We start from the raw sequence: 20,455 nt of genomic DNA, 5'->3' as shown, positions 1-20,455 counted from the left end.
CGCATTCCGAGACGGGTTGGAGCTGCCGCCGTTGCGGCCTCAAGTGTTTCCGCACGTCGTGGAACCGTCCGAGGAGCCCCTGAGCGAATGGCGCAGGTGGGCGCTTCGGCGAGCGCCCCAGTTCCCAATCGCTGCATGAGTGACACAGCCAGGCCCGGGGCCCGGCATCGGACCCGCGCGCACCTCACGCGTGCGCGGGCGGGTCCGCTACAGCAACGACGGGAAGGCGCGACCGAGCAAGCCCTCCCCCACAGTGCCCATGGGACGCCTCCGACGACGAGTCGTCTCCTGAGGCGCCCGGGCTCGCCCGCGCCTGCCTTGCGGGCCGCGGAGCATTGGTGTGGGTGGCGGTGCCTGCGAGTCTTCAGCGGCCGGCCGCGATCAGCGCAGGAGGACGCCGAAGACCATGTGGAAGAAGGCGTCGAAAGGGGCGGAGGACTTGTCGGCCCGGGCCGCGATCAGCGTGCCCTCCCAGGCACTGAGGATGAACCGCGCGGCCTCCTCGACGTCGAGCGCGGTGTCCAGCTCACCTGCATCCCGGGCTTCGGTGAGCACCCGCCGGATGTGCGCGGCCCACCGCTGGAAGCCGCCCTGGACGGCGGAGCGGATCTCCTCGGAGTGGTCCGCCACCTCCGCGCCGAGGTTGCCCACCAGGCATCCACGGGCGAAGCCGCTGGCGACTGTGTCCTCGCCCAGGAACTCGAAGTGCGCGCGAAGCCGCTCCAGCGCAGGACGTCCGGGCGTCTCGAGCAGGTCGAACCGCAACCCGGCGGCGTAGCGGCTCAGCGCCTCAAGGGCGCTCTCCTCCTTGCTGGCGAAGTGGTTGTAGAACGAGCCCTTGGGAGCCCCGGCCGCCGAGGTGATGTCGCTGATGCCGGTGGCGTTGAATCCCCGCGTGCGGAACTGTTCCAGGGCTGCCTGCGCGATCTCCTCGCGCTTGGACGCGCGTGCCATCCCCATCACCACCTCCGCTCCAATATGTCCGGTCACCTTGGTTCGGGTCAAACCCCCGTCACCGTGGAGGCGGCTCGTCACGATGCCCACGGTTCGGCCCTCGGACCTGCTTGACCAAGTTAAAGTGACCGGTCATATTGAAGTGACCGGTCATATTGAATGCCGGCCCCCGCCCCAGCCCTCCGCCCTCCACGTGTCGGCCGAGGCAGCACCGAGGAGAAACGTCATGTCCGCCTACCGAGCATTCGAGGCCACCGGTGTCCACCAGCTCCGGCTCGTCGAGCGCGAGCTGGTAGACCCGGAGCCCGGGCACGTCCGGCTCAGAGTGGAGGCATGCGGTGTCTGCCACTCCGACGTGCTGGCCGTGGAGGGACTGCGCCCCGACCCGTCACACCCCGTCGTCCCCGGCCACGAGATCGTCGGCGTGATCGATGCCGTGGGCGCGGGTGTCACCGCCTGGCGGCCCGGCGACCGCGTCGGCGTCGGCTTCCTGAACGGGCACTGCTGGCAGTGCGAACCGTGCCGCCGGGGCGACTTCGTCAACTGCCTGAACCAGGAGCAGACGGGAACGACCGTCGACGGCGGATACGCGGAGGTGACCTACGCCCGCGCGAGCGGACTGGTGCGCATCCCCGACGGCATGCCCGCCGTCGAGGCGGCCCCGCTGCTGTGCGCCGGACTGACCACCCTCACCGCGCTCCAGCAGGCCCCCACCCGCGCGGGCACCCTGGTCGCTGTACAGGGGATCGGCGGGCTCGGTCACCTGGCCCTGCAGTACTCACGCAGCCTCGGACACCGCGTGGCCGCCATCGCCCGCGGCCAGGAGAAGGAGAAACTCGCCAGGCAGTTGGGCGCCCACGAGTACATCGACAGCACCCTCACCGACCCCGGCACGGCGCTGGCCGACCTGGGCGGCGCATCGCTCATCGTTGCCACGGCATCCAGCGGTACGTCCATGAACCCCCTGGTCCGCGGACTGGCCCCGGGCGGGACGCTGGTGGTCGTCGGCGCCGCCCCCGACCCGCTGACGGTCGCCACGGCCGACCTGATCTTCGGCACCCGGCGCATCGTCGGCAGCCTGACCGGATCGTCGATCCAGAACGAGGACAACCTCGCCTTCAGCCTCGCCCACGGCATCCGCCCGTCCACCGAGACCATGCCCTTCACCCACGCCACGGACGCCTACGAGCGGATGCTCTCGGGCAAGGCACGCTTCCGCGTCGTCCTCGACATGGACGCCTGACCACGCCACGACCTGCGCCGCCGGGCAGGCCAGTCCAGGCCCGGCGCCCCTGGCAATCCCCTCGAGGTTCCCCCATGACCGACATGGTCGACACGACAGAGCTCACCAGCACGGCCCCGCGCGGCAGCGGGCCTGCGCACCCAGCCGCCGACATCGTCTCCGACCTCAACGCTCCCCATGCGATCCGCGCCGCACGGATCAGGCTCCTGTCCGTCTCCCTCGGCGCCGCCGGCCTCGGCGGAGCCTGGCAGGCGGCGGTAACCACCTTCCCGCCCGCTCTGCAGGTCAGCGACGCGCTGTTCACCGTCAGCGGTCTCATCTGGTTGGTGCTGCTGGCCCAGTACCTGCGCCATGGCGGGACCCGATGGCGCAACCTGCGTCACGACCTGCGTCATCCCGGCGATGGCTTCACCCTCGGGTACATCCCCATCATCGGCATGCTGATCGCAGGCCACTTCTCCCGGTTCGAACTCACCGGGGCACGCTGGGTCTACGCCGTGTTCCTCACCGTGGCCGCCCTGATCGCCGCACGCCTGCTCGCCCACTGGCTCACGGGCGCCCTGAGCGCGACAGCCCTGCACCCGGGCTATCTGCTGCCGGTCTCCTCCGCACCGTTCGTGGCCAGTGCCGTCGCCTCCACGCTCAGGGTGCCCGGTGTCGCCGACGCCGCCTTCGCGGTGGGGCTGCTGTACTGGCTCGCCTTCGGCACCGTCATCCTCAGCAGCCTCGTCACCACCGGCCCCCTGCCCGGACCAGCCCGCCCGGCCCTCACCGTCCTGACCATTCCCCCCGCGACCGGCGGAATCGCGTGGACCGCCGCCCACAAGGGCGTCTTCGACGCCGTCGGCTACGGCTTCGCCGGGACCCTGCTCTTCACCGTCCTCCTCGTCGTCTTCCTCCTGCCCGAGCTGCGCCAGCCCTCGTTCCATCCGGGCCTGTGGATCTTCAGCTTCCCCGTGGCGGCATCCACCAACTTCACCATCCGCTGGATCCATGCCTCCGCACTTCCCGAAGGACCGGCCCTCACCGGCATCCTCCTGACCGGTGCGACCTCGGCGCTGGGCCTGCTGGCCACGGCCACCCTGCGCCACCGGGCCCGGCGAACACTTCCCAGCTGACGTCCGCCCCAGCCGCGGAGAGACACCTGCCGGAGGCATCACCGCGTTCCTCGAGCGCCGACCGGCCCGACTCACCGGAAGGATGGTGACAGCCCGCAGCCCCGCGGTCGATCGCCGAGCAGATCGCCGCCATCGACAACGCTCACGTTCTCACCGACGTCGTCTACACCCAGGTCAGTGTCGCGTTCGGCGACGACGAACGCACTCGCGAGGTCACGGCCCGGCTGCTCGCCGACGGCATCGCGTGGATGTCCGGCTCGCGGTGGAAGGGCCGCGACGTCCTTCGCATCTCCGTCAGCAACTGGACCACCGCCCCTACTGCAGTGGTCCCGCCCAGGCGACCCCCGTGGCGGCCCTCGGCCGGCACAGCCACCACCGCTGACGCGCCTTCGTCGACGGCGACCAAGTCCGTCGGTGATCGCTCGGGGCGCGTGCGGAGTCCTTCACCCGCGTTCATGTGCGGCTGTCTGCGGAGTGGCCTACCCCTTCATCACAGCCCGGCGCGTTGGTGCGGCTCTCATGGCGTCGCGCGCCTCGCGTCAGGGGGCAAGGCTGCTTATGACATGACAGCGCTGGGGAGGGAGCGCAAGCTGGGAGGAGTGCAGGGTGGCCCCCGGCGATCGGTCAGGCGCGGCGAGCTGTACACAGGGCGCCGAGGGCCGCCGGAGGTTACGTCGTCGCTGCCCGAACGTCCGCCGTGTCCGTCGGGGCGCTGAGAGACGAAAGGTCGCTCATGCCGCAATCCATGCGCGCGCTCGTGGCCGGAGAGGTCGGCGAGCCGAACGATGTCCTGCGGCTGGAATCCCGGCCTGTTCCCACGCCGGAAGCCGGCCAGGCGTTGATCCGTGTGAAGGCGACTCCGATTCACGCCAGCGATCTGCACGTGTTGCGTGGTCGCTACGGCTTCTCCCCCGAGTTTCCCACTGTCGGGGGGCACATGGAATGCGTGGGCCGTATTGAGGCCCTGGGTCCGGATACCGAGGGACTGAAGATCGGCGAGCGCGTGGTGGCCGTTGCTGTCCCGGCCGTACCCGGGCCCCGTGCGGCCGGCACCTGGCAGGAATACCTTGTCGCCGATACACACCGGCTTCTGCCCGTCCCCGACCGTCTGAGCGACTCCAGCGCCTGTCAACTCGCTGTCAACCCGTTGACCGCGCTGCTCCTGGTGGCACGCGAACTCGACGTACAGCCGGGAGAACGGTTGTTGCAGACGGCGGCGGGCTCCACCGTCGGCCGGCTCGTCATTCAGCTGGCCAGGCATCTGGGAATTCGCACGATCAATGTGGTGCGGCGGCGCGATGCCGTTGAGGAGATCAAGGCGCTCGGCGGCGACGAGGTCATCTGCACTGAGGACGAAGACCTGTTGCAGCGTGTGACCGAGATTGCAGGACCGGCCGGCGTGCGCAAGGCCATCGACTGTGTCGCGGGCGCCGTAGGTGCCCAGGTGTCGCAGGCACTGGCTCCGGGAGGAGAGGTCGTGGTCTACGGCGCGCTCTCCACCCATCGGCAGACCGACCCAGCGGCGCTGACGATCCCGCTGCAGGCGCGCTCGGTCATCTACGAGTCCAAAGTGGTCCGTGGCTTCTGGCTGAACCGCTGGTTCGGCACGGCCTCACCTGCGGATGCGCTGGACGCGCTGTCCGAGGTTCGCACTCTCGTCGTTGATGGAGTGCTGAGCATCCCCCCAGGCCGGCCGTTCCCGCTCGAACGCTTCGCTGAGGCCATCTCGTTCGCCGAAACGCCCGCTCATGGCGCCAAACCGCTCTTCATCTTCGAAGACGGCCGGGACAAAGACGACGAGTAGGACGCGGCATCTGGACGTGGTTGCTGTACTTCGCTGCTGTACGGCCACCGGCGGCGCCTTGCTGTCAGCTGAAGCGGATGTCGCTGAGGTCGGGCATGGCCGGCAGGAACGGCGTGGTGAGGTAGGTCCACAGGGCGTAGCCGTTGAAGTAGGCGCGGTTGCCGAAGGGTTTGACCGAGGCGTGCTCCTCGTGGAGGAGAACGGTCATCTCCCGCGGCGCGGGATCCTGCGGCAAGCCTTTCACGGCGAACAGACGACCACCGCTGACAAGCGGTGGCTCGCGCCTGAGTCAGCTGCCGCCTGCGGGTGTTCCCGCCGTGGGCTTCGATCGCCTCGGTGAGTAGTTCGTTCATGAAGGTCTCCTGAGGTGCGGCGCGCACCGAACGCCCGCCCACTCACGGCTGAAGATGATGCGGTCGACAGAGATGGTTCGGAATCCGCTTGGCCGTTGATCATCGAAGCGGCAGACGAGAGCTTGAACTCCGGCAATCACCGCGCGCTCGATTGTCTCCTGGTTGTCGCCGACCGGAGCAACCCAGGTGGCGAGGCACGAGGAAGGACTGGGCGGGCACCGTGGGCACGGGTCATGCCGTCGCCGCGTGTCACGTCCCTGAAGCCCCGTACGCGACCCCGAGGCTGAACTCGCGGCGCTTTCCGGGTTCCAGGGTGAGGGCGGCGGCGTGTTCAGGGCGGTTGAAGGCGTCGGTCATCGTCTCGACGGGTTCCAGGGCGATGGAAGTGCGCTGATCGCGGGCCAGGGTGTCTCCGGTGAAGACGTGCATGAACCCTCCGTACTGCCACACCCGCAGTTCCTCGCCGGTCGCCGGATTGGTCAGTACCGTCTCGATCCGGCCGTCGGGGCCGGGGGTCAGGTCCGCGTAGCAGGCGTCGATGACCGCGTCGCCGACTCGCTTCGGTGCCCGGAAGTCCATGCCGGGGCAGTCGTCCAGGGGGAGCAGGGCGTCCTCACCGGGCAGCGGGATGAGGGATGGGTCGGTGCGGATCACGGTGCGCGCGGGGATCTGCAGGACCAGATCATCGATGGGCCGCGAGAGGGTGAAGTACGGGTGCCAGCCCGCCGCGTAGGGGGCAGTCGTGTCGCCGACGTTCGTCGCGCGGATCTCGATGCTCAACCCCCTCTCGCCGATGGTGTATTCGGCTTCGAGGTCGAGGGCGAACGGGTAGCCGGGGTGCCGGCCCGGTCTGATGCTCGTGGTGTGCAACAGCAGGCGGGCGGAGTCGGCCGTCGTGGTGGCACGGACGAGTTCGAACGGTGCCTCGCGTGCGAAGCCGTGGTAGATCAGGCGGTCTCCGTACCGGCCGGGGAGCAGGTCGTGGTCGTGTCCGTCGTAGCGGTAGCGGCCGTCGGCTATCCGGTTGGTGAAGGGGACCATCAGGCCGGCGCGTACGCCGTCCTGGGAGAGGAGTTCCTTCTCGTCGCGGTAGCCGTCCGTCAGCTCCTTCAGCCGGCCGGCCGAGCCGAGTCTGGCCTGCCAGCTCAGCAGCGTCGCTCCGCGCCGGGCGAGGACGACGCGTGTCGAATCGTCCGGCGCGGAGACGATGAGGGTGGGTTCGCCGCCGAGGCGGTCCTCGGCGATCCGGTACTCGGCGGTCATGTCCCCCTGTGTTCCTCTCAGCTCGCTTCGGGGGCGAGCTTCTTCGCGCCCGTCATGATGGCCACCGCGTCCTCCATGGAGTGCGACTGCGGCGTGATGACGCCCGCGCAGCCGCCGAGTCGCTGGATGTGGATGCGGTCGGCGACCTCGAAGACGTTGGGCATGTTGTGGCTGATGAGGATGATGCCAAGGCCCTGGTCGCGCAGGTCGCGCACCAGCTTGAGGACCTGTCCGGTCTCGCGGACGCCGAGGGCGGCGGTCGGCTCGTCGAGGATGACGACGCGGCCGCCGAAGGCCGCCGTCCGGGCGACGGCCACGCACTGCCGCTGGCCGCCCGAAAGGGTTTCCACGGCCTGGTTGATGTTCTGCAGGGTGCCGATGCCGAGCCGCTTGATGTGGTCGGACGCCTGGCGCTTCATCTCGCTGGTGTCGAGCATGCGGAACACCGAGCCGAGTACGCCCTTGCGGCGGATTTCCCGGGCGAGGAACAGGTTGCTGGCGATGTCCAGCGCGGGGGCGACGGCCAGGGTCTGGTAGACCGTCTCGATGCCTGCTTCGCGGGCGTCCTGTGGCCGCTTGAAGTGGACCTCCTTGCCACCCACGAAGAGGCTGCCCCGGTCGGGTACGAGGGCTCCGGACAGGCACTTGATCAGCGTGGACTTGCCCGCGCCGTTGTCGCCGATGACGGCGAGGACCTCGCCGGGGTGGAGGGTGAGGTCGACGTCGTTCAGACCGACGACCTTGCCGAAGAGCTTGACCAGGCCCTTGGCTTCGAGGACGGGGGCGGTGGCGGTGGTCACGACTTCACACTCCGGATCCACTGGTCGACGGAGACAGCCGCGATCACCAGGATGCCGACTGCGAGGACTTGGTAGTTGGGGTCGATGCCGGCCAGCGCGAGGCCGTTGACGAAGACCTGGACGATGAGCGCGCCGATCAGCGAGCCGAGCACCACACCACGTCCGCCGAACAGGCTGGTGCCGCCGATGACGACCGCGGTGATGGACTGCAGGTTGGCGTTGAGGCCGCTGTTGGGGTCGCCGCCGCCGACCCGGCCGACCAGGATCCAGGCGCCGACGGCGATGGCGAAACCGCCGACCATGTAGGCGCTCAGCAGCACCCGGTTGACGGAGATGCCGGCCAGGCGGGCCGCCTCGACGTCGTCGCCCACGGCGTACAGGTGCCGGCCCCAGGCGGTGTAGCGCAGGGCGTAGCCGATCACCGCGTACAGGGCGATCATGATCAGCACGCCGTTGGTCAGGTTCAGCTGCCCGACGGAGACCGTGTTGGCGGTCCACATGAGGATGTTGCCCGGTTGCAGGGCGACGGTCTGGCCCTTGGCGTAGATGAGGGTGATCGCGGTGAAGATGCTGAGGGTGCCGAGGGTGACGATGAACGGCGGCAGCTTGATCTTGGTGACCAGCAGTCCGTTCAAAGCCTGCGCGGCGATGGCCACGGCCGCCCCGGCGAGCAGGGCCACCCCGCCCGGCCAGTGGTTGTCCGCGACGAGCTTCGACATCAGCAGCGAGGCGAGCACCATGACCGCGCCGATGGACAGGTCGATGCCGGCAGTGAGGATGATGACCGTCTGCCCGACGGCCAGCGAGCCGATGACCGCTACTTGCTGGATGACCAGCGAGAGGTTCTGCAGCGCGTAGAAGCGGTCGTTGACCAGGGAGAACACCACAGCGGCGAGCACCAGGACGATCGCCGGGCTGAGTGCGGGCTGGCGGTGCAGCACCGAGTGGATGCGCTGGGTGGGGGTGGCGGGCCGGTTGAGGAGCTCCTCCGCCGGTGCCGGTGTGGCTTGAGGGTCCACGTGGGTGGTCACAGGGGGTCCTTCCGGTGTCTTCCCTGGTACGGGCTCATGGGCTCGTGCGGTGCGGGTGCGTCGCCGGCGCCATCACGGTGGCTTCCGGCGCCGCACCCGGCTCGGGGCAGTCGCACCCCGCTTGGGGTGTCAGTTGCCCCAGCAGGCGGAGGCGGCCTGCGACGGGGACTGCACGGTCAGGCCGCCGAGGGGCTTGGCGGCGGCGAGGGCGGTGCCGGTGTCGTAGAAGGCCTTGCCGTCGGTCACGCTGGGCTTGCTGCCGCCGCGGGCCAGCTTGGCGATGGAGCTGACACCGAGGGACGCCATCTTGCCCGGGTACTGCACCGCGTCGGCGGCGAACTCGCCGCTCGTGACGTTCTTCAGGCCGGCGCAGCTGCCGTCGATCGCGTAGATCGCAACGTTCTTCTCCTTGCCGGCCGCCTTCAGTGCGTTGTACGCGCCTTCGCCCGCAGGTTCGTTGATGGCGTAGACGACGTTGATGTTCGGGTTGGCGGACAGGCAGTTCTCCATCGCGGTGCGGCCGCCGTCGATGGCGCCCTGGGTGGGCTGGTGGCAGGCGATCGTGTAGCTGCCGCCCTTGCCGCCGGTGTACTTGCCGGACTTGGCTTCCTTGCCGTTCTCGGTCTTGCTGCCCGGGTCGATGCCCATGCCTTCCAGGAAGCCGTGGTCGCGGTTGATGTCGACGGAGACGACCTGGTTGTTGAACAGGTCGAGCATGGCGATGACCGCGGGCTTGCCGTTCAGGGCGGCCGCCGCGTACTGCCCGTCGAGCTTGCCCGCCTGCTCGTTGTCGGTGGCGTAGGTGATGTCCGCGACGCCGGCCGGGTTGGGCGCGGTGTCCAGGGCGATCACGAACAGGCCGGCCTGCTTGGCCCGGTTCAGGGCGGCGTTCACGGCGTCGCCGTTGGTGGTGATGAGGATGCCCTTGTCGCCGCGGGATATGGCGTTGTCGATGGCGGTGATCTGGGTCTGGGTGTCGCCGTCGGTGTTGCCCGCCGCCACCGTGAGACTCACGTTGTCCTTGGCGGCCTGGGTCTTGGCGTCCTTCTCCATGCTCACGAAGTAGGGGTTGGTGAGTGTCTTCAGGATCAGCGAGACACCCACCTTGCCGCCGCCGCCCGAGGCGGACGAGGAGGAGCTTCCGTTCGAAGAACCGCAGGCCGCGAGCGTGGCGCCGAGGCAGATGCTGACGCCGATCGCAGCCACTCCGGTACGCCGACTGCGGCGGCTCGACACCTGGCTGGAGGAGATGTTCATGGCTTGATCCCTTTCGGAGCCGTCCCTTGGCCGACGTTGAGACAACGTTGACTTGGCGAGATACTGGGCCTGTATGGACGAGCCCGTCAAGACGCTGATAGACATGCGTGGGCAACGAGTAGGTAACGCGCAACCGGTTGGAGACAACGATGACTCAGGGCGAGGCACCGCCCCGGTCGACCCGCAGCCGCCCCACCATGCGTGAGGTCGCGGCGCTGGCCGGAGTAGCCATCAAGACCGTCTCGCGCGTGGTCAACGGCGTCCCCACCGTCGATCCGGCGATCGTCGCCAGGGTCCGCGAGGCCGCCGACAAACTGGGTTACCGTCCCAACCTCACGGCCAGCAGCCTGCGCCGCGGCGACGGCCGCACCGCCACCATCGGCATGCTCGTCGAGGACGCGGCCAACCCCTTCTCCGCCGTCCTGACCCGCACCGTGGAGAACGTGGCCCGGGAACGCGGAGTGCTGGTGCTGGTCGGCAGCCTCGACGAGGACCCGGCGCGCGAACGGGAGTTGGCCCAGGCACTCGTCGACCGCCGGGTCGACGGTCTGGTGATCGTCCCGGCGGGACGTGACCAGAGCTACCTGATGAGCGAGCAGCGCAGCGGCACGCGCATGGTCTTCGTCGACCGGGAGGCCGGCCTGCTCGACGCGGACGCCGTCGTCTCCGAGAACCGGCAGGGTGCCGTCACCGCCGTCAACCACCTGCTGAAGGCCGGCCACCGCCGTATCGCCTACCTCGGCGACCAGGCGTCCATCCCCACCGCTGCCCAGCGCTTCGACGGCTACCGGCACGCCCTGGAAGTCGCGCACATCGCATTCGACGAGGAAATCGTGCGCCACGTCGGGTCCAGCGAGGAGGCGGCCATCGCCGCGACCGAGCAGGTCCTGTCGCTGCCCGATCCGCCGACGGCGCTGTTCACCAGTCAGAACTTCGTGACCATAGGCGCCGTCCGCGCGCTGCGCGCCATGGGTCTGCAAGAGACCGTCGCCCAGGTGGGCTTCGACGACTTCCCCCTGGCCGACATCCTCAGCCCGGGCATCTCCGTCATCGCCCAGGACGTCGAGCGGGTGGGCAGGACAGCCGCCGAGATGCTCTTCCGCAGGCTGGACGGCGACGAGTCGCCGACCCGCACCGTCACCGTGCCGACCCGGCTGATCGAGCGGGGCTCCGGCGAGATCCCAGCCGAAGGGCCCAGCCATGACTGAAGCCGTACAAGCCGCCGCACAGCTCCCGGCCGTGACCGTGATCGGCGAAGCACTCATCGACCTGGTCCAGCTCGACGCACCCGGCGACTACCGTGCCAGGCCCGGCGGCAGCCCGTTCAACGTCGCCGTCGGCCTGGCCCGGCTCGGACACCGCACGGCGCTCATGGCGCGGCTGGCCGAGAACACCTTCGGCCGGATGCTGCGCACGCACGCCGCCGCCGAGGGCATCGACCTGACATACGCCCCGGCGGCCGCCGAGCCCACCACGCTCGCCGTGGTCTCCATGGACGCGGAGGGACGGGCGAGTTACGACTTCTACCTGGACGGCACAGCGGACTGGCAGTGGACCCGGGCGGAGACAGCCCTCGTACCGCGGAACACCGCCGTCCTGCACTTCGGTTCGGTCGCCTCCTGGACGTCTCCGGCCGCCGAGCACATCCACTGCGCCGCCCAGCGCCTGCGCGCCGAGGGCACGGCGCTGATCAGCTACGACCCCAACGTCCGCCCCGCCCTCCTGGGCGATCCGGAGCGCGGCAGGCAGGCCGTCGAACGCAGCGTCGGCACCGCCCACCTGGTCAAGGCCAGCCGTGAGGACGTCGAGTGGCTCTACCCGGACACGCAGATCGAGCGGATCGCCGCCCACTGGCTGGAGCTGGGCGCGCTCCTCGTCGTCATCACCGACGGCCCCGACGGCGCTCACGCCTTCCACGCCAATGCGGGAAGCATGAGCCGTCCCGGGCGGAAGGTCGCGGTGGTGGACACCGTGGGCGCGGGTGACGCGTTCACCGCGGGGCTGCTCGGCTCGCTGGCCCGCCATGGACTGCACATCCCGCAGACGCTGGCCGCGGCCGACCCGGACGTACTGAGGATCGCCGTGGACGACGCGATCCTCATCTCCGCGCTGACCTGCGAGCGCCTGGGCGCCGACCCGCCCACCGCCCTGCCCCGCCTCCACCTGCCTGCCCAGGCGCCCCTGGAGGTGACGGATCTGGCCTTCCCCGACGACACCGGCAGGGTGGGCACGGGCAGTTCGGCACCGCAGACGACGCAGCCGGTCCGGAGCTGACCGTGCCGGGCATGAGACTCCCCGGCCGCCGGGGGTGTTGCCGGGCGCCGAAGTGCTCGGCAACACCCCCGGGGACCGGTCACTTCCAGATGGACGCCAGTTGCCATGCCTGCAGACGGCCGAGCTTGGCGGTGCCGTTGCCGGCGAAGACGTCGACGCCGGTGCTGGAGGGATCGGGGAAGATCTGGTCGGTGAGGACGACCTGCCGGCCGGATGCATTCTCGGCGTAGACCTCGACCGAGGACGCGTCGCCGAGGACGTGCAGGCGCAGGGCCTTGCCGTCGAGGGCGAGCGGGGCGTGCTCGGTGCTGGAGAAGGCCGGGTCGAAGTCGGTCGCACCGGAGGCGGTACGGTCCAGGTAGACCTCGCCCGTGGTGGTGTCGTAGCCGATCCGGGTGCGCTGTCCGCCGCCGGTGCGCACGTCGAGGCCGAAGCGGTCGGCGGTGCCCGGGGTGAGCTCGGCCTGGAGTTCCAGGGTGCTGCCGTGGACGCCGAGCGGCGTGGTGGCGTTGGTGACGGTTGTGGCCGGGACGCTGGTGCCGGCCCCGCGGAGCGTCTTCAGTTCGCCGACCGGCTGCTGAACCAGCTGAGTCGTGCCGTTCACCGTGCGCAGGGAGAGCCGCCGGGGGAAGGTGTCGGCGCTGCGCCAGGGGCTGGTGGGGATGTTCCCGCCGTAGTTCCAGCTGTTCATCCAGGCGATCATGATGCGCCGGCCGCCTGGAGCGTCGTTGTAAGTGTTGGCGGCGTAGAAGTCCTGGCCGTAGTCGAGCCAGTGGGCGCGCCGGGTGACGGACAGGGCGGGCTGGTCGGCGGCGGTGAAGTCGTCGGCGAGGACGTGTCCCCAGCCGCCGGTGTTGGCGTCGACGATCTGGATCTGGACCTTCTTGCCCTTGTAGCCGGTGGTGTTGAAGGAGGCCCAGTCGAGGTTCTCGGAGTTGGACCCGGTGGCGCTCTGCACGATCTTGCCGTCCACGAGCAGGTTGACGCCGGTCTCGTCGGAGTGGGGCTGTGCCTGGGTGTCGGAGAGGACCATCTGGTCGAGGTTGGTGTGTCCCCAACCTCCGGTGTTGCCGTCCACGACCTTGATCCGGGCCTGCTCGCCCTGCAGGTCGGACAGGTCCCACGAGGCCCAGTTCAGCGCCTCGGCGTCGGCGCCGGTGGCGGAGCGCACCACCTTGCCGCCGACGATGAGTTCCACGGCCGTGGGGGCGTCGGAGCTCGCGGCGTGGTAGCCGCCGCCGATGAGGAAGTCCAGGTACCTCTTGTCGATCGTGAAGGTCGGTGAGGTGAGGGTGCCGGTGGAGGCGTCGCCGTTCAGATAGCTGTTGACGAGCCCGTGGCCGAGGTAGCCGGTGACCTGTTGCTGGTCGGGCAGTGTGCCCTGGGCCGGTCCGGTGCCGAAGGCGTCGCCGGCGGTGGTCCAGTCACCTATGGGGCTGGAGTAGGTGCTGCCCTCGAAGTCGGCGAGGGTTTCACCGGTCGGCGTGGGCTCGTCGCCCAGGACGGAGCCGGGCTGGTACGAGTGGTTGCCGCCGCCGACCTTGAAGTTGATGTAGTCGCTGGTGACAGTGAACGCGGGCGAGGTCAGCGTGCCGGTGGAAGCGTCGCCGCCGTGAAAGCTGTCGGCGAGGCCCTGGCCGTCGAAGCCGGTCACCGCGCTCTGGCCGTCCACGGCGCCCGTCGCCGGGGAACTGCCGAACGCGCTGCCGGAGCCCGTCCAGTCCCCGAACGAACCGGACTCGAAGTCCTGCATGACAGTGCCGCTCGGAGCGGTGTACGTCCCGCTGTCGTCGGCGGTGAACTTCTTGCCGTCGAAGTCGCCGACGAAGTACTGGGCGCCCGAGCCGCCGGCGATGGCACCGGGGTTGAGGTTGACCGCCAGCACCCACTTGGTCTTCTTCGGGTCGCCGTCCACGGGCAGCGGGAACAGGTCCGGGCACTCCCACACCCCGCCGGTCGCGCCGGCCGGGCCGAAGTCGCTCAGGTGGCTCCAGTGCTTGAGGTCGGCGGAGCTGTAGAAGGAGATCTTGTGCTGGTCGGAGAGGGCGACGGCCATCAGCCAGCTGCGGGTGGGGGCGTACCAGAACACCTTCGGGTCGCGGAAGTTGGTCGAGTCGAGGTCGAGGACCGGGTTGCCGGAGTACTTGGTCCAGGTGGTGCCGCCGTCGGTGCTGTAGGCCAGGGACTGCCGCTGGACGCCGGTGGACTTCACCAGGCTGGTGTAGACGGCGACCAGGGCCGGGTTGTCCTTGGTCCCGAAGCCGGAGGTGTTGTTCTGGTCCAGCACCACGCTGCCGGAGAAGACCATCTCGTTGTCGTCCTGCGGGATGGCCACCGGGAGTTGCTTCCAGTGCACCAGGTCGGTGCTGACCGCGTGGCCCCAGGACATGTTGCCCCAGGTGTTGCCGGACGGGTTGTACTGGAAGAACAGGTGGTACTGGCCCTTGTACCAGATCAGGCCGTTGGGGTCGTTCATCCAGTTCTGGGCCGGGGTGAAGTGGAACTGGGGCCGGTACGCCTCGTGGTGGAGCGTGCCGGCCGAGGCCGGGGACGCGGCAACCAGGCCGAGCCCGGACAGGAATGCCAGTGCGGTGAGCAGTCTGCGGCGCGGACGAGTCGTTCTGGACATAGTGCTCCTTACAGGCAGGCAAGCTGCGGCGCAGCCATAGGGGTACAGACCCGCGCCAGGCGCGGGTGAGGGCAGGGCTCCGCCCCGCCTCGTCCGAGGCCACAGGCGAGCCCGCCCGTCGGAGGAGCGCGGCATCAAGGGGTTCCAGCCCGTGCTGGAAACGTTTCCCCGAACGTAGGGGCGCCGTGTCGCCCTGTCCAGACTCTGTGCGGGAAAACGCTCACATGCGAAGATGAGTACGGCTGTAGGGTGCCGTTGACCGGGAGGTGAAAACGTTGCCGAGCTCCGAGAACGACGCCGGCCGGCGGTCGGCGACGATGCGCGATGTCGCGACCATGGCCGGGGTCGGCATCGCCACCGTCTCGCGGGTCGTCAACGGCAAGCCCGGCGTCGCCCCGGACCTGGCGGAAAAGGTGACGCGCGCCGCCGAGTTGCTCGGATACCGGCACGACCTGACGGCCAGCAGCCTGCGCCGGGCCGACCGCCGCACCCGCACCCTCGGGCTGATCATCGAGGACGCCGCCAACCCGTTTTCCGCCGCTCTGCACCGCGCGGTGGAGGACACCGCCGCCGAGCGCGGCGTGCTGGTCCTGGCCGGGTCCACCGACGAGGACCCGGTCCGGGAACGCGGCCTGGTGAACACGTTCACCGCGCGACGGGTCGACGGCCTCATCGTCGTCCCCACCGGACTCACCGACACGGAACTCGACGCGGCCCGCCGGGGAGGCACACCCGTCGTCTGCGTGGACCGCCCCACCACCGCGCAGCAGGTGGACACCGTGACGGTGGACAACCGCGCGGGCGTGCGCGCAGCGGTGAGGAAGCTGTACGCGGCAGGTCACCGGCGTATCGCGTTCCTCGGAGACCTCTCCGCGATCTGGACCGCCGAAGAGCGCCACGCCGGATTCGTGGAGGGACTCGCCGAGGCGGGATGCGTCCTGCACCCCGCACTGATACGGCGCGGTCTCCACGGCGCGGAGGCCGCCCAGGAGGCCACCCGCGAACTCCTCGCCCTCCCCCAGCCACCCACCGCGCTCGTCTCCGCCCAGAACCTCGTGACCGTCGGCGTGCGCAAGACCTTGCAGGAACTCCGCCTGCAGCACCACGTGGCCCTGATCGGCTTCGACGACCTGCCGTTCGCCGACCTGCTCGAACCCGGCATCTCGGTGATCGCCCAGGACCCCGCCTCCATCGGCCGGGAGGCCGCGACCTTGCTGTTCGACCGCCTCGACGGTGAGCACGGGCCTGCTCGCCACCGTGTGCTGACCACGCGCTACCTCGCCCGCGGCTCCGGCGAACTCCCGGGGCCCGAAGGCATGTGACTCGCGCACGGCTTCCGCACCCGTGCGTGAGTCGTGCCATCTGCCGTCGAGACATGCCGTTGGCCGCTCCATGCCGATCTTGCGGTGTCTTCGCTGTCGGCAAGGCCCCGGCGGGCGGCCAGGTCTTCGACGAGGCCCTCTGCACCGCCGGCCCGCTCGCCGTCACGGGCGCCAGCGTGGCCTCCACGACCTGGGGGCGCCGCCACGGTGACCACACCGCACCCCGCGCGAGGTCCGACGCCAAGGCGCAGCCGTCCGCCGCTCGGGCATCAACCGCCACGGGCACGGTCTGAGCATCTTGACGGCTCCGGCAACCTGACCTCGCGCGGGGCGCGCCCGGCAGCGGCGCCTCCGCCATCCGCGGTAGTCGGTGGACCGACGGCACAGCCGCAGATCAGTCCCTGCCACGGCCGCCCGGCAGGCCCGTGACCTGTGAGCGTACGACCTGCCACGCGGCGGCCGGCAGGTCGGCGAAGGCCGTCGCACGCAGTGCGTCCAGCACCTCCTCGGTGTCGGTGCCGCACGGGGCGCTGCCGCTGAGCACGTCGTAGCCTTCGCGTACGGCGACCCGCAGCCGGCCGCCACCGTCGTCGGCATGGACCGCCGAGGCCACGACGAGGGGCGGCGGTCCACCTGCCTCGCCGGCCAGTTTCCGATACGCGCAGGCGATCGGTTCCCGCCAGCGCAGGCTCAGCAGGACCGGGCGCTTCGCCACCAACTCGGACAGGTCCGTCTCATGGACGCCGTGGGGTTCCAGCACCGTCGCCCGGGCGTCCAGGACGATCGCCGCGGGCAGCAGACAGCGCAATGCGCTGCCGACGAGGTTGCCGCCGACCGTCGCCGTCCGCCGCACGGCCCCGGTGCCCACTCCGGCGGCCGCCAGGCGCAGCACGTCCGGCACCCGGCCGTCCATCCGGTCAAGGACCACGGCGCCTCCCACGGTCTCCCGCCCCAGCACGTTGGCCTCCGGCACGTCCCGCAGGGACATGGCCAGTTCGGGGAAGCCGTCCCGCTGCCAAGTGGCCCACACGAGCGTGGCTCCGCCGATCGGCACGGCCCCCTCGGCGAGGCACTCCTGCGCTGCGGACACCGACGTGGGGAGACGCAACAACACGGCAACCGCCTGCCTTCCTCCAGGAAGTGAACGAGAGTCGTGGGTGGTGCTGTGGCCAACCGGCCCTCGCCGGGGCAGTCTTCCCGGTCCGGCAGGGGCGCGTACACGGCTCACACGAGCACACCGTGGCCGCCGGGCCGCGCCCTTTGGACCCCCGCACCGGTGGCCTTGTGGACCTGTCCATGACGTCCCTGGTGAGGGCAGCGTGGCCGGTATGGACACACCTTCCGCTTCGTTCGCCCAGCTCGTCCCCGGCATGGTCGGGATGGCGCTGGTCGGCAGCAGCGTCACCGTCTCCCGCACGCTCGTCGACGCCCCTCTGTTCACCAGCCAGGCGGTCCGCTACGTGGCCGCGACCGTGATCCTCCTGCTCATGGCACGGCTCGCCGGTGCCCGGCTTTTGTGGCCACGGGGACGGGAGTGGCTGTGGCTGGCCGGGATAGCGATCACCGGTCTGGTGCTGTTCAACGTGGCCGTGGTCCGGGGCGTCGGCCGTGCGGAGCCCGCGGTCGTCGCTGTCGCGGTCGCGTGCGTGCCGGTGGTGCTCGGGGTGGTGGGCCCGGTGCTGGAGCGGCGCAGGCCGAGCCGGCGGGTCCTGTGCGCGGCGCCTGTCGTCATGGCGGGCGCGGTGCTGGTGGAGGGAACCGGTCGCACCGATGCCGTGGGGGTGGCCTGGGCGGCACTGGCCCTGGGCTGCGAGGCAGCGTTCACGCTGCTCGCGGTGCCGGTGCTGCGGCGGCACTCGCCGTGGGGCGTGTCCGTGCACGCGATGTGGCTGGCCGGTGCGCTGCTGGCCGTGCTCGGCGCGACGACGGAAGGGCCTTCGGCCGTAAGGGAGTTGTCCGGGTCCCAGTGGGCGGCCGTCGGCTATCTGGCGTTGATGGTGACGGCGGTCGCCTTCGTGTTGTGGTACTCGACGGTCCGCGCCGCAGGTGCCGGGCGAGCGGGGTTGCTCACCGGCATCGCGCCGCTGGCGGCGGCGGTCGTGGGCACCGTCTCGGGCAGCGGCGCACCGAGGCCGTCGGTCTGGCTGGGCATCGCCGTGCTGATCGTCGGTCTGGTCGGCGGCCTGCGTACGCGCAACGTGCCAGGCGCCCCCCGGCTCAGAGCTGTCTGGCATGACCGCGGCACACGAGCCGCGGTGTTCGAGGACGGGCGGTGTGCGGAATCCCCCCGTCGGCAAGTCCGGCATCAGTAGGCTGATATGCATGAAGGCACTTTTGTTGTCTGGTGGCTCAGGTACCCGTTTGCGCCCCATAACCCATACATCGGCGAAGCAACTCGTACCGGTCGCGAACAAACCGGTGCTGTTCTACGGTCTGGAGGCGATCGCCGAGGCCGGCATCACCGAGGTCGGGATCATCGTCGGGGACACAGCCGAGGAGATCCGGGAGGCGGTCGGCGACGGTTCCGCGTTCGGCCTCGACGTCACCTACATCCCGCAGGCGGCACCGCTGGGCCTGGCCCATGCGGTGCTGATCGCCCGGGCGTTCCTGGGCGAGGACGACTTCGTGATGTACCTCGGCGACAACTTCGTCGTCGGGGGCATCACGGATCTGGTGGACGCCTTCCGCGACGAACGGCCGGAGGCCCAGATCCTGTTGACGAAGGTGCCGGACCCGAGCGCGTTCGGGGTGGCCGAGCTGGACGCGGCGGGCCAGGTGATCGGCCTGGAGGAGAAGCCCAGGCATCCCAGGAGCGAGCTGGCTCTGGTGGGCGTGTACCTGTTCTCCCCCGCCGTGCACGAGGCCGTGCGCGCGATCAAGCCGTCCGGACGCGGCGAGCTGGAGATCACGGACGCGATCCAGTGGCTGATCGACGCCGGACGCGATGTGCGTTCCTCGATCATCTCCGGGTACTGGAAGGACACCGGGAACGTCACCGACATGCTCGAGGTCAACCGCTCGGTCCTGGAGACCCTGGAGCGCCGGATCGACGGCACGGTCGACGACGACAGCGAGATCATCGGCCGGGTGCGGATCGCGCCCGGGGCGAAGGTCACCGGCAGCCGGATCGTGGGCCCGGTGGTCGTCGGCGCGAACACCGTGATCACCGACTCGTACGTCGGGCCCTTCACCTCGATAGCCGCCGACTGCCGGATCGAGGACAGCGAGGTCGAGTACTCGATCGTGCTCCGCGACTCCTCGATGAGCGGGGTCCGGCGGGTGGAGGCCTCCCTCATCGGACGCAACGTCGAGGTGACCCCCGCGCCCCGCAAGCCCGCCGCCCACCGTTTCGTCCTCGGCGACCACAGCAAGGTGCAGATCTCGTCATGACCACCAGGATCTTGGTGACCGGCGGTGCCGGTTTCATCGGCTCGCACTACGTCCGGACGCTGCTCGGCCCGGCCGGCCCGGGTGACGTGGCGGTCACGGTGCTGGACAAGCTCACCTACGCGGGCAATACGGCCAATCTCGACGAGGTGCGCGATCACCCGGGATTCGTCTTCGTCCAGGGTGACATCTGTGACGCCGCTCTGGTCGACGAGCTGCTCGCCGGGCACGACCAGGTGGTCCACTTCGCCGCCGAGTCCCATGTGGACCGCTCGATCCTGGGCGCCACCGAGTTCGTCCGGACCAACGTCCTGGGCACCCAGACACTGCTGGACGCGGCGCTGCGCCACGGGGGTTCGAGGACCTTCGTGCACATCTCCACCGACGAGGTGTACGGCTCCATCGACGTCGGCTCCTGGCCGGAGACGGACCCGCTGCGCCCCAACTCCCCGTACGCCGCCTCCAAGGCCTCCGGCGACCTGATCGCCCTCGCCCATCACCGCACCCACGGCCTCGACGTGCGGGTGACCCGCTGCTCCAACAACTACGGGCACCACCACTTCCCCGAGAAGGTCATCCCGCTGTTCATCACCAACCTGCTGGACGGCAGGAAGGTCCCGCTGTACGGCGACGGCGGCAACGTCCGCGACTGGCTGCACATCGACGACCATGTGCGAGGCATCGAGCTGGTGCGCACCAAGGGGCGCGCCGGCGAGGTCTACAACATCGGCGGCGGCACCGAACTGACCAACAAGGAGCTGACCGCTCTGCTGCTGGCGGCCTGCGACGCGGAGTGGGACACCAGCGTCGAGTACGTCACCGACCGCAAGGGCCACGACCGCCGTTACTCCGTGGACTGCACGAAGATCCGCGACGAGCTCGGCCATGAGCCCCGCAAGGATTTCGCCACCGGCCTTGCGGAGACGGTCACTTGGTATCGCGAGAACCGCACCTGGTGGGAGCCGCTGAAGGAACGCACAGCCCTCCAGGACAACGCCCTTCTGCCGACGAACAGGTGAC

Annotated in this window: 18 protein-coding genes; 10 read left to right on the top strand and 8 right to left on the bottom strand. The window is 69.9% G+C overall.

The window, feature by feature from the left end; all coding sequences use genetic code 11:
- Positions 1 to 381: 381 nt before the first annotated feature.
- A complete protein-coding gene (locus SRB17_RS23795; RefSeq protein ID WP_194294110.1) occupies positions 382 to 954 on the bottom strand; it encodes a TetR family transcriptional regulator C-terminal domain-containing protein in 573 nt (190 codons plus the stop codon).
- 226 nt (positions 955 to 1,180) lie between these two features.
- Between SRB17_RS23795 and SRB17_RS23790 the strand changes: the two genes are divergently transcribed.
- The 3 genes from SRB17_RS23790 (at position 1,181) to SRB17_RS23780 (ending at position 5,119) form a co-directional block, all read left to right on the top strand.
- A complete protein-coding gene (locus SRB17_RS23790; RefSeq protein ID WP_153541992.1) occupies positions 1,181 to 2,197 on the top strand; it encodes an alcohol dehydrogenase catalytic domain-containing protein in 1,017 nt (338 codons plus the stop codon).
- A 74-nt stretch (positions 2,198 to 2,271) separates the two neighbouring features.
- Positions 2,272 to 3,315 carry a TDT family transporter gene (locus tag SRB17_RS23785; RefSeq protein WP_153541990.1) on the top strand — a complete coding sequence of 348 codons (1,044 nt, stop codon included), beginning with the start codon at positions 2,272 to 2,274 and terminating at the stop codon, positions 3,313 to 3,315.
- A 745-nt stretch (positions 3,316 to 4,060) separates the two neighbouring features.
- Positions 4,061 to 5,119, top strand: coding sequence for a zinc-dependent alcohol dehydrogenase family protein (locus SRB17_RS23780; protein WP_153541988.1), 1,059 nt, complete (start codon positions 4,061 to 4,063; stop codon positions 5,117 to 5,119).
- Positions 5,120 to 5,183: 64 nt separating this feature from the next.
- Here the strand turns inward: SRB17_RS23780 and SRB17_RS46520 are convergent, their stop codons facing one another.
- The 5 genes from SRB17_RS46520 to SRB17_RS23755 form a co-directional block, all read right to left on the bottom strand.
- Entirely contained in the window at positions 5,184 to 5,327 is a 144-nt protein-coding gene (locus tag SRB17_RS46520; RefSeq protein WP_228396208.1) for a hypothetical protein, read from the bottom strand.
- A 394-nt stretch (positions 5,328 to 5,721) separates the two neighbouring features.
- The gene (locus tag SRB17_RS23770) at positions 5,722 to 6,735 is read right to left on the bottom strand and encodes an aldose 1-epimerase (protein ID WP_153541986.1); all 1,014 of its coding nucleotides are present in this window, start codon (positions 6,733 to 6,735) and stop codon (positions 5,722 to 5,724) included.
- A 17-nt stretch (positions 6,736 to 6,752) separates the two neighbouring features.
- Positions 6,753 to 7,535, bottom strand: a complete 783-nt coding sequence (locus tag SRB17_RS23765; protein WP_323376153.1) for an ATP-binding cassette domain-containing protein — start codon at positions 7,533 to 7,535, stop codon at positions 6,753 to 6,755.
- A complete protein-coding gene (locus SRB17_RS23760; RefSeq protein WP_323376152.1) occupies positions 7,532 to 8,566 on the bottom strand; it encodes an ABC transporter permease in 1,035 nt (344 codons plus the stop codon). The genes SRB17_RS23765 and SRB17_RS23760 overlap by 4 nt, the downstream gene beginning before the upstream one ends.
- Before the next feature lie 129 nt (positions 8,567 to 8,695).
- Positions 8,696 to 9,823 (bottom strand): substrate-binding domain-containing protein, encoded by a 1,128-nt coding sequence (locus tag SRB17_RS23755; RefSeq protein WP_153541984.1) that lies wholly within the window; start codon positions 9,821 to 9,823, stop codon positions 8,696 to 8,698.
- 149 nt (positions 9,824 to 9,972) lie between these two features.
- Here SRB17_RS23755 and SRB17_RS23750 point away from each other — a divergent pair, with 149 nt between their 5' ends.
- The gene (locus tag SRB17_RS23750) at positions 9,973 to 11,031 is read left to right on the top strand and encodes a LacI family DNA-binding transcriptional regulator (RefSeq protein WP_153541982.1); all 1,059 of its coding nucleotides are present in this window, start codon (positions 9,973 to 9,975) and stop codon (positions 11,029 to 11,031) included.
- On the top strand, positions 11,024 to 12,097 hold the full coding sequence (locus SRB17_RS23745) for a carbohydrate kinase family protein (RefSeq protein WP_153541980.1): 1,074 nt from the start codon (positions 11,024 to 11,026) through the stop codon (positions 12,095 to 12,097). Before SRB17_RS23750 ends, SRB17_RS23745 begins: the two co-directional genes overlap by 8 nt.
- A gap of 79 nt (positions 12,098 to 12,176) precedes the next feature.
- On the opposite strand, the gene SRB17_RS23740 is transcribed toward SRB17_RS23745, so the two are convergent.
- The gene (locus tag SRB17_RS23740; protein ID WP_153541978.1) at positions 12,177 to 14,726 is read right to left on the bottom strand and encodes a glycoside hydrolase family 32 protein; all 2,550 of its coding nucleotides are present in this window, start codon (positions 14,724 to 14,726) and stop codon (positions 12,177 to 12,179) included.
- Positions 14,727 to 15,001: 275 nt separating this feature from the next.
- Between SRB17_RS23740 and SRB17_RS23735 the strand changes: the two genes are divergently transcribed.
- Complete coding sequence (locus SRB17_RS23735; RefSeq protein WP_228396207.1) at positions 15,002 to 16,048, top strand: LacI family DNA-binding transcriptional regulator; 1,047 nt, start codon at positions 15,002 to 15,004, stop codon at positions 16,046 to 16,048.
- A gap of 53 nt (positions 16,049 to 16,101) precedes the next feature.
- On the top strand, positions 16,102 to 16,341 hold the full coding sequence (locus tag SRB17_RS23730; protein ID WP_153541976.1) for a hypothetical protein: 240 nt from the start codon (positions 16,102 to 16,104) through the stop codon (positions 16,339 to 16,341).
- Between the two features lie 101 nt (positions 16,342 to 16,442).
- On the opposite strand, the gene SRB17_RS23725 is transcribed toward SRB17_RS23730, so the two are convergent.
- Complete coding sequence (locus tag SRB17_RS23725; RefSeq protein ID WP_323376151.1) at positions 16,443 to 17,162, bottom strand: FAD binding domain-containing protein; 720 nt, start codon at positions 17,160 to 17,162, stop codon at positions 16,443 to 16,445.
- A gap of 214 nt (positions 17,163 to 17,376) precedes the next feature.
- On the opposite strand from SRB17_RS23725, the gene SRB17_RS23720 reads away from it, so the two are divergent.
- The 3 genes from SRB17_RS23720 to rfbB are packed head-to-tail and all read left to right on the top strand — an operon-like array spanning position 17,377 to position 20,454.
- On the top strand, positions 17,377 to 18,360 hold the full coding sequence (locus SRB17_RS23720; protein WP_153541972.1) for a DMT family transporter: 984 nt from the start codon (positions 17,377 to 17,379) through the stop codon (positions 18,358 to 18,360).
- Positions 18,361 to 18,370: 10 nt separating this feature from the next.
- On the top strand, positions 18,371 to 19,438 hold the full coding sequence (locus tag SRB17_RS23715; protein ID WP_153541970.1) for a glucose-1-phosphate thymidylyltransferase: 1,068 nt from the start codon (positions 18,371 to 18,373) through the stop codon (positions 19,436 to 19,438).
- Entirely contained in the window at positions 19,435 to 20,454 is a 1,020-nt protein-coding gene (gene rfbB / locus SRB17_RS23710; protein WP_153541968.1) for a dTDP-glucose 4,6-dehydratase, read from the top strand. The genes SRB17_RS23715 and rfbB overlap by 4 nt, the downstream gene beginning before the upstream one ends.
- Position 20,455 lies beyond the last annotated feature (1 nt).

The organism is Streptomyces sp. RB17 (assembly GCF_009604455.1).
Taxonomy (GTDB): domain Bacteria; phylum Actinomycetota; class Actinomycetes; order Streptomycetales; family Streptomycetaceae; genus Streptomyces.
This window is presented reverse-complemented; position numbering and strand designations above follow the sequence as displayed.

Bases quoted from the DNA above. Each gene is read 5' to 3' on its own strand.
- SRB17_RS23795 (WP_194294110.1), bottom strand. From the start codon at position 954: ATGGCACGCGCGTCCAAGCGCGAGGAGATCGCGCAGGCAGCCCTGGAA.
- SRB17_RS23790 (WP_153541992.1), top strand. From the start codon at position 1,181: ATGTCCGCCTACCGAGCATTCGAGGCCACCGGTGTCCACCAGCTCCGG.
- SRB17_RS23785 (WP_153541990.1), top strand. From the start codon at position 2,272: ATGACCGACATGGTCGACACGACAGAGCTCACCAGCACGGCCCCGCGC.
- SRB17_RS23780 (WP_153541988.1), top strand. From the start codon at position 4,061: ATGCGCGCGCTCGTGGCCGGAGAGGTCGGCGAGCCGAACGATGTCCTG.
- SRB17_RS46520 (WP_228396208.1), bottom strand. From the start codon at position 5,327: ATGACCGTTCTCCTCCACGAGGAGCACGCCTCGGTCAAACCCTTCGGC.
- SRB17_RS23770 (WP_153541986.1), bottom strand. From the start codon at position 6,735: ATGACCGCCGAGTACCGGATCGCCGAGGACCGCCTCGGCGGCGAACCC.
- SRB17_RS23755 (WP_153541984.1), bottom strand. From the start codon at position 9,823: ATGAACATCTCCTCCAGCCAGGTGTCGAGCCGCCGCAGTCGGCGTACC.
- SRB17_RS23750 (WP_153541982.1), top strand. From the start codon at position 9,973: ATGACTCAGGGCGAGGCACCGCCCCGGTCGACCCGCAGCCGCCCCACC.
- SRB17_RS23745 (WP_153541980.1), top strand. From the start codon at position 11,024: ATGACTGAAGCCGTACAAGCCGCCGCACAGCTCCCGGCCGTGACCGTG.
- SRB17_RS23740 (WP_153541978.1), bottom strand. From the start codon at position 14,726: ATGTCCAGAACGACTCGTCCGCGCCGCAGACTGCTCACCGCACTGGCA.
- SRB17_RS23730 (WP_153541976.1), top strand. From the start codon at position 16,102: ATGCCGTTGGCCGCTCCATGCCGATCTTGCGGTGTCTTCGCTGTCGGC.
- SRB17_RS23720 (WP_153541972.1), top strand. From the start codon at position 17,377: ATGGACACACCTTCCGCTTCGTTCGCCCAGCTCGTCCCCGGCATGGTC.
- SRB17_RS23715 (WP_153541970.1), top strand. From the start codon at position 18,371: ATGAAGGCACTTTTGTTGTCTGGTGGCTCAGGTACCCGTTTGCGCCCC.
- rfbB (WP_153541968.1), top strand. From the start codon at position 19,435: ATGACCACCAGGATCTTGGTGACCGGCGGTGCCGGTTTCATCGGCTCG.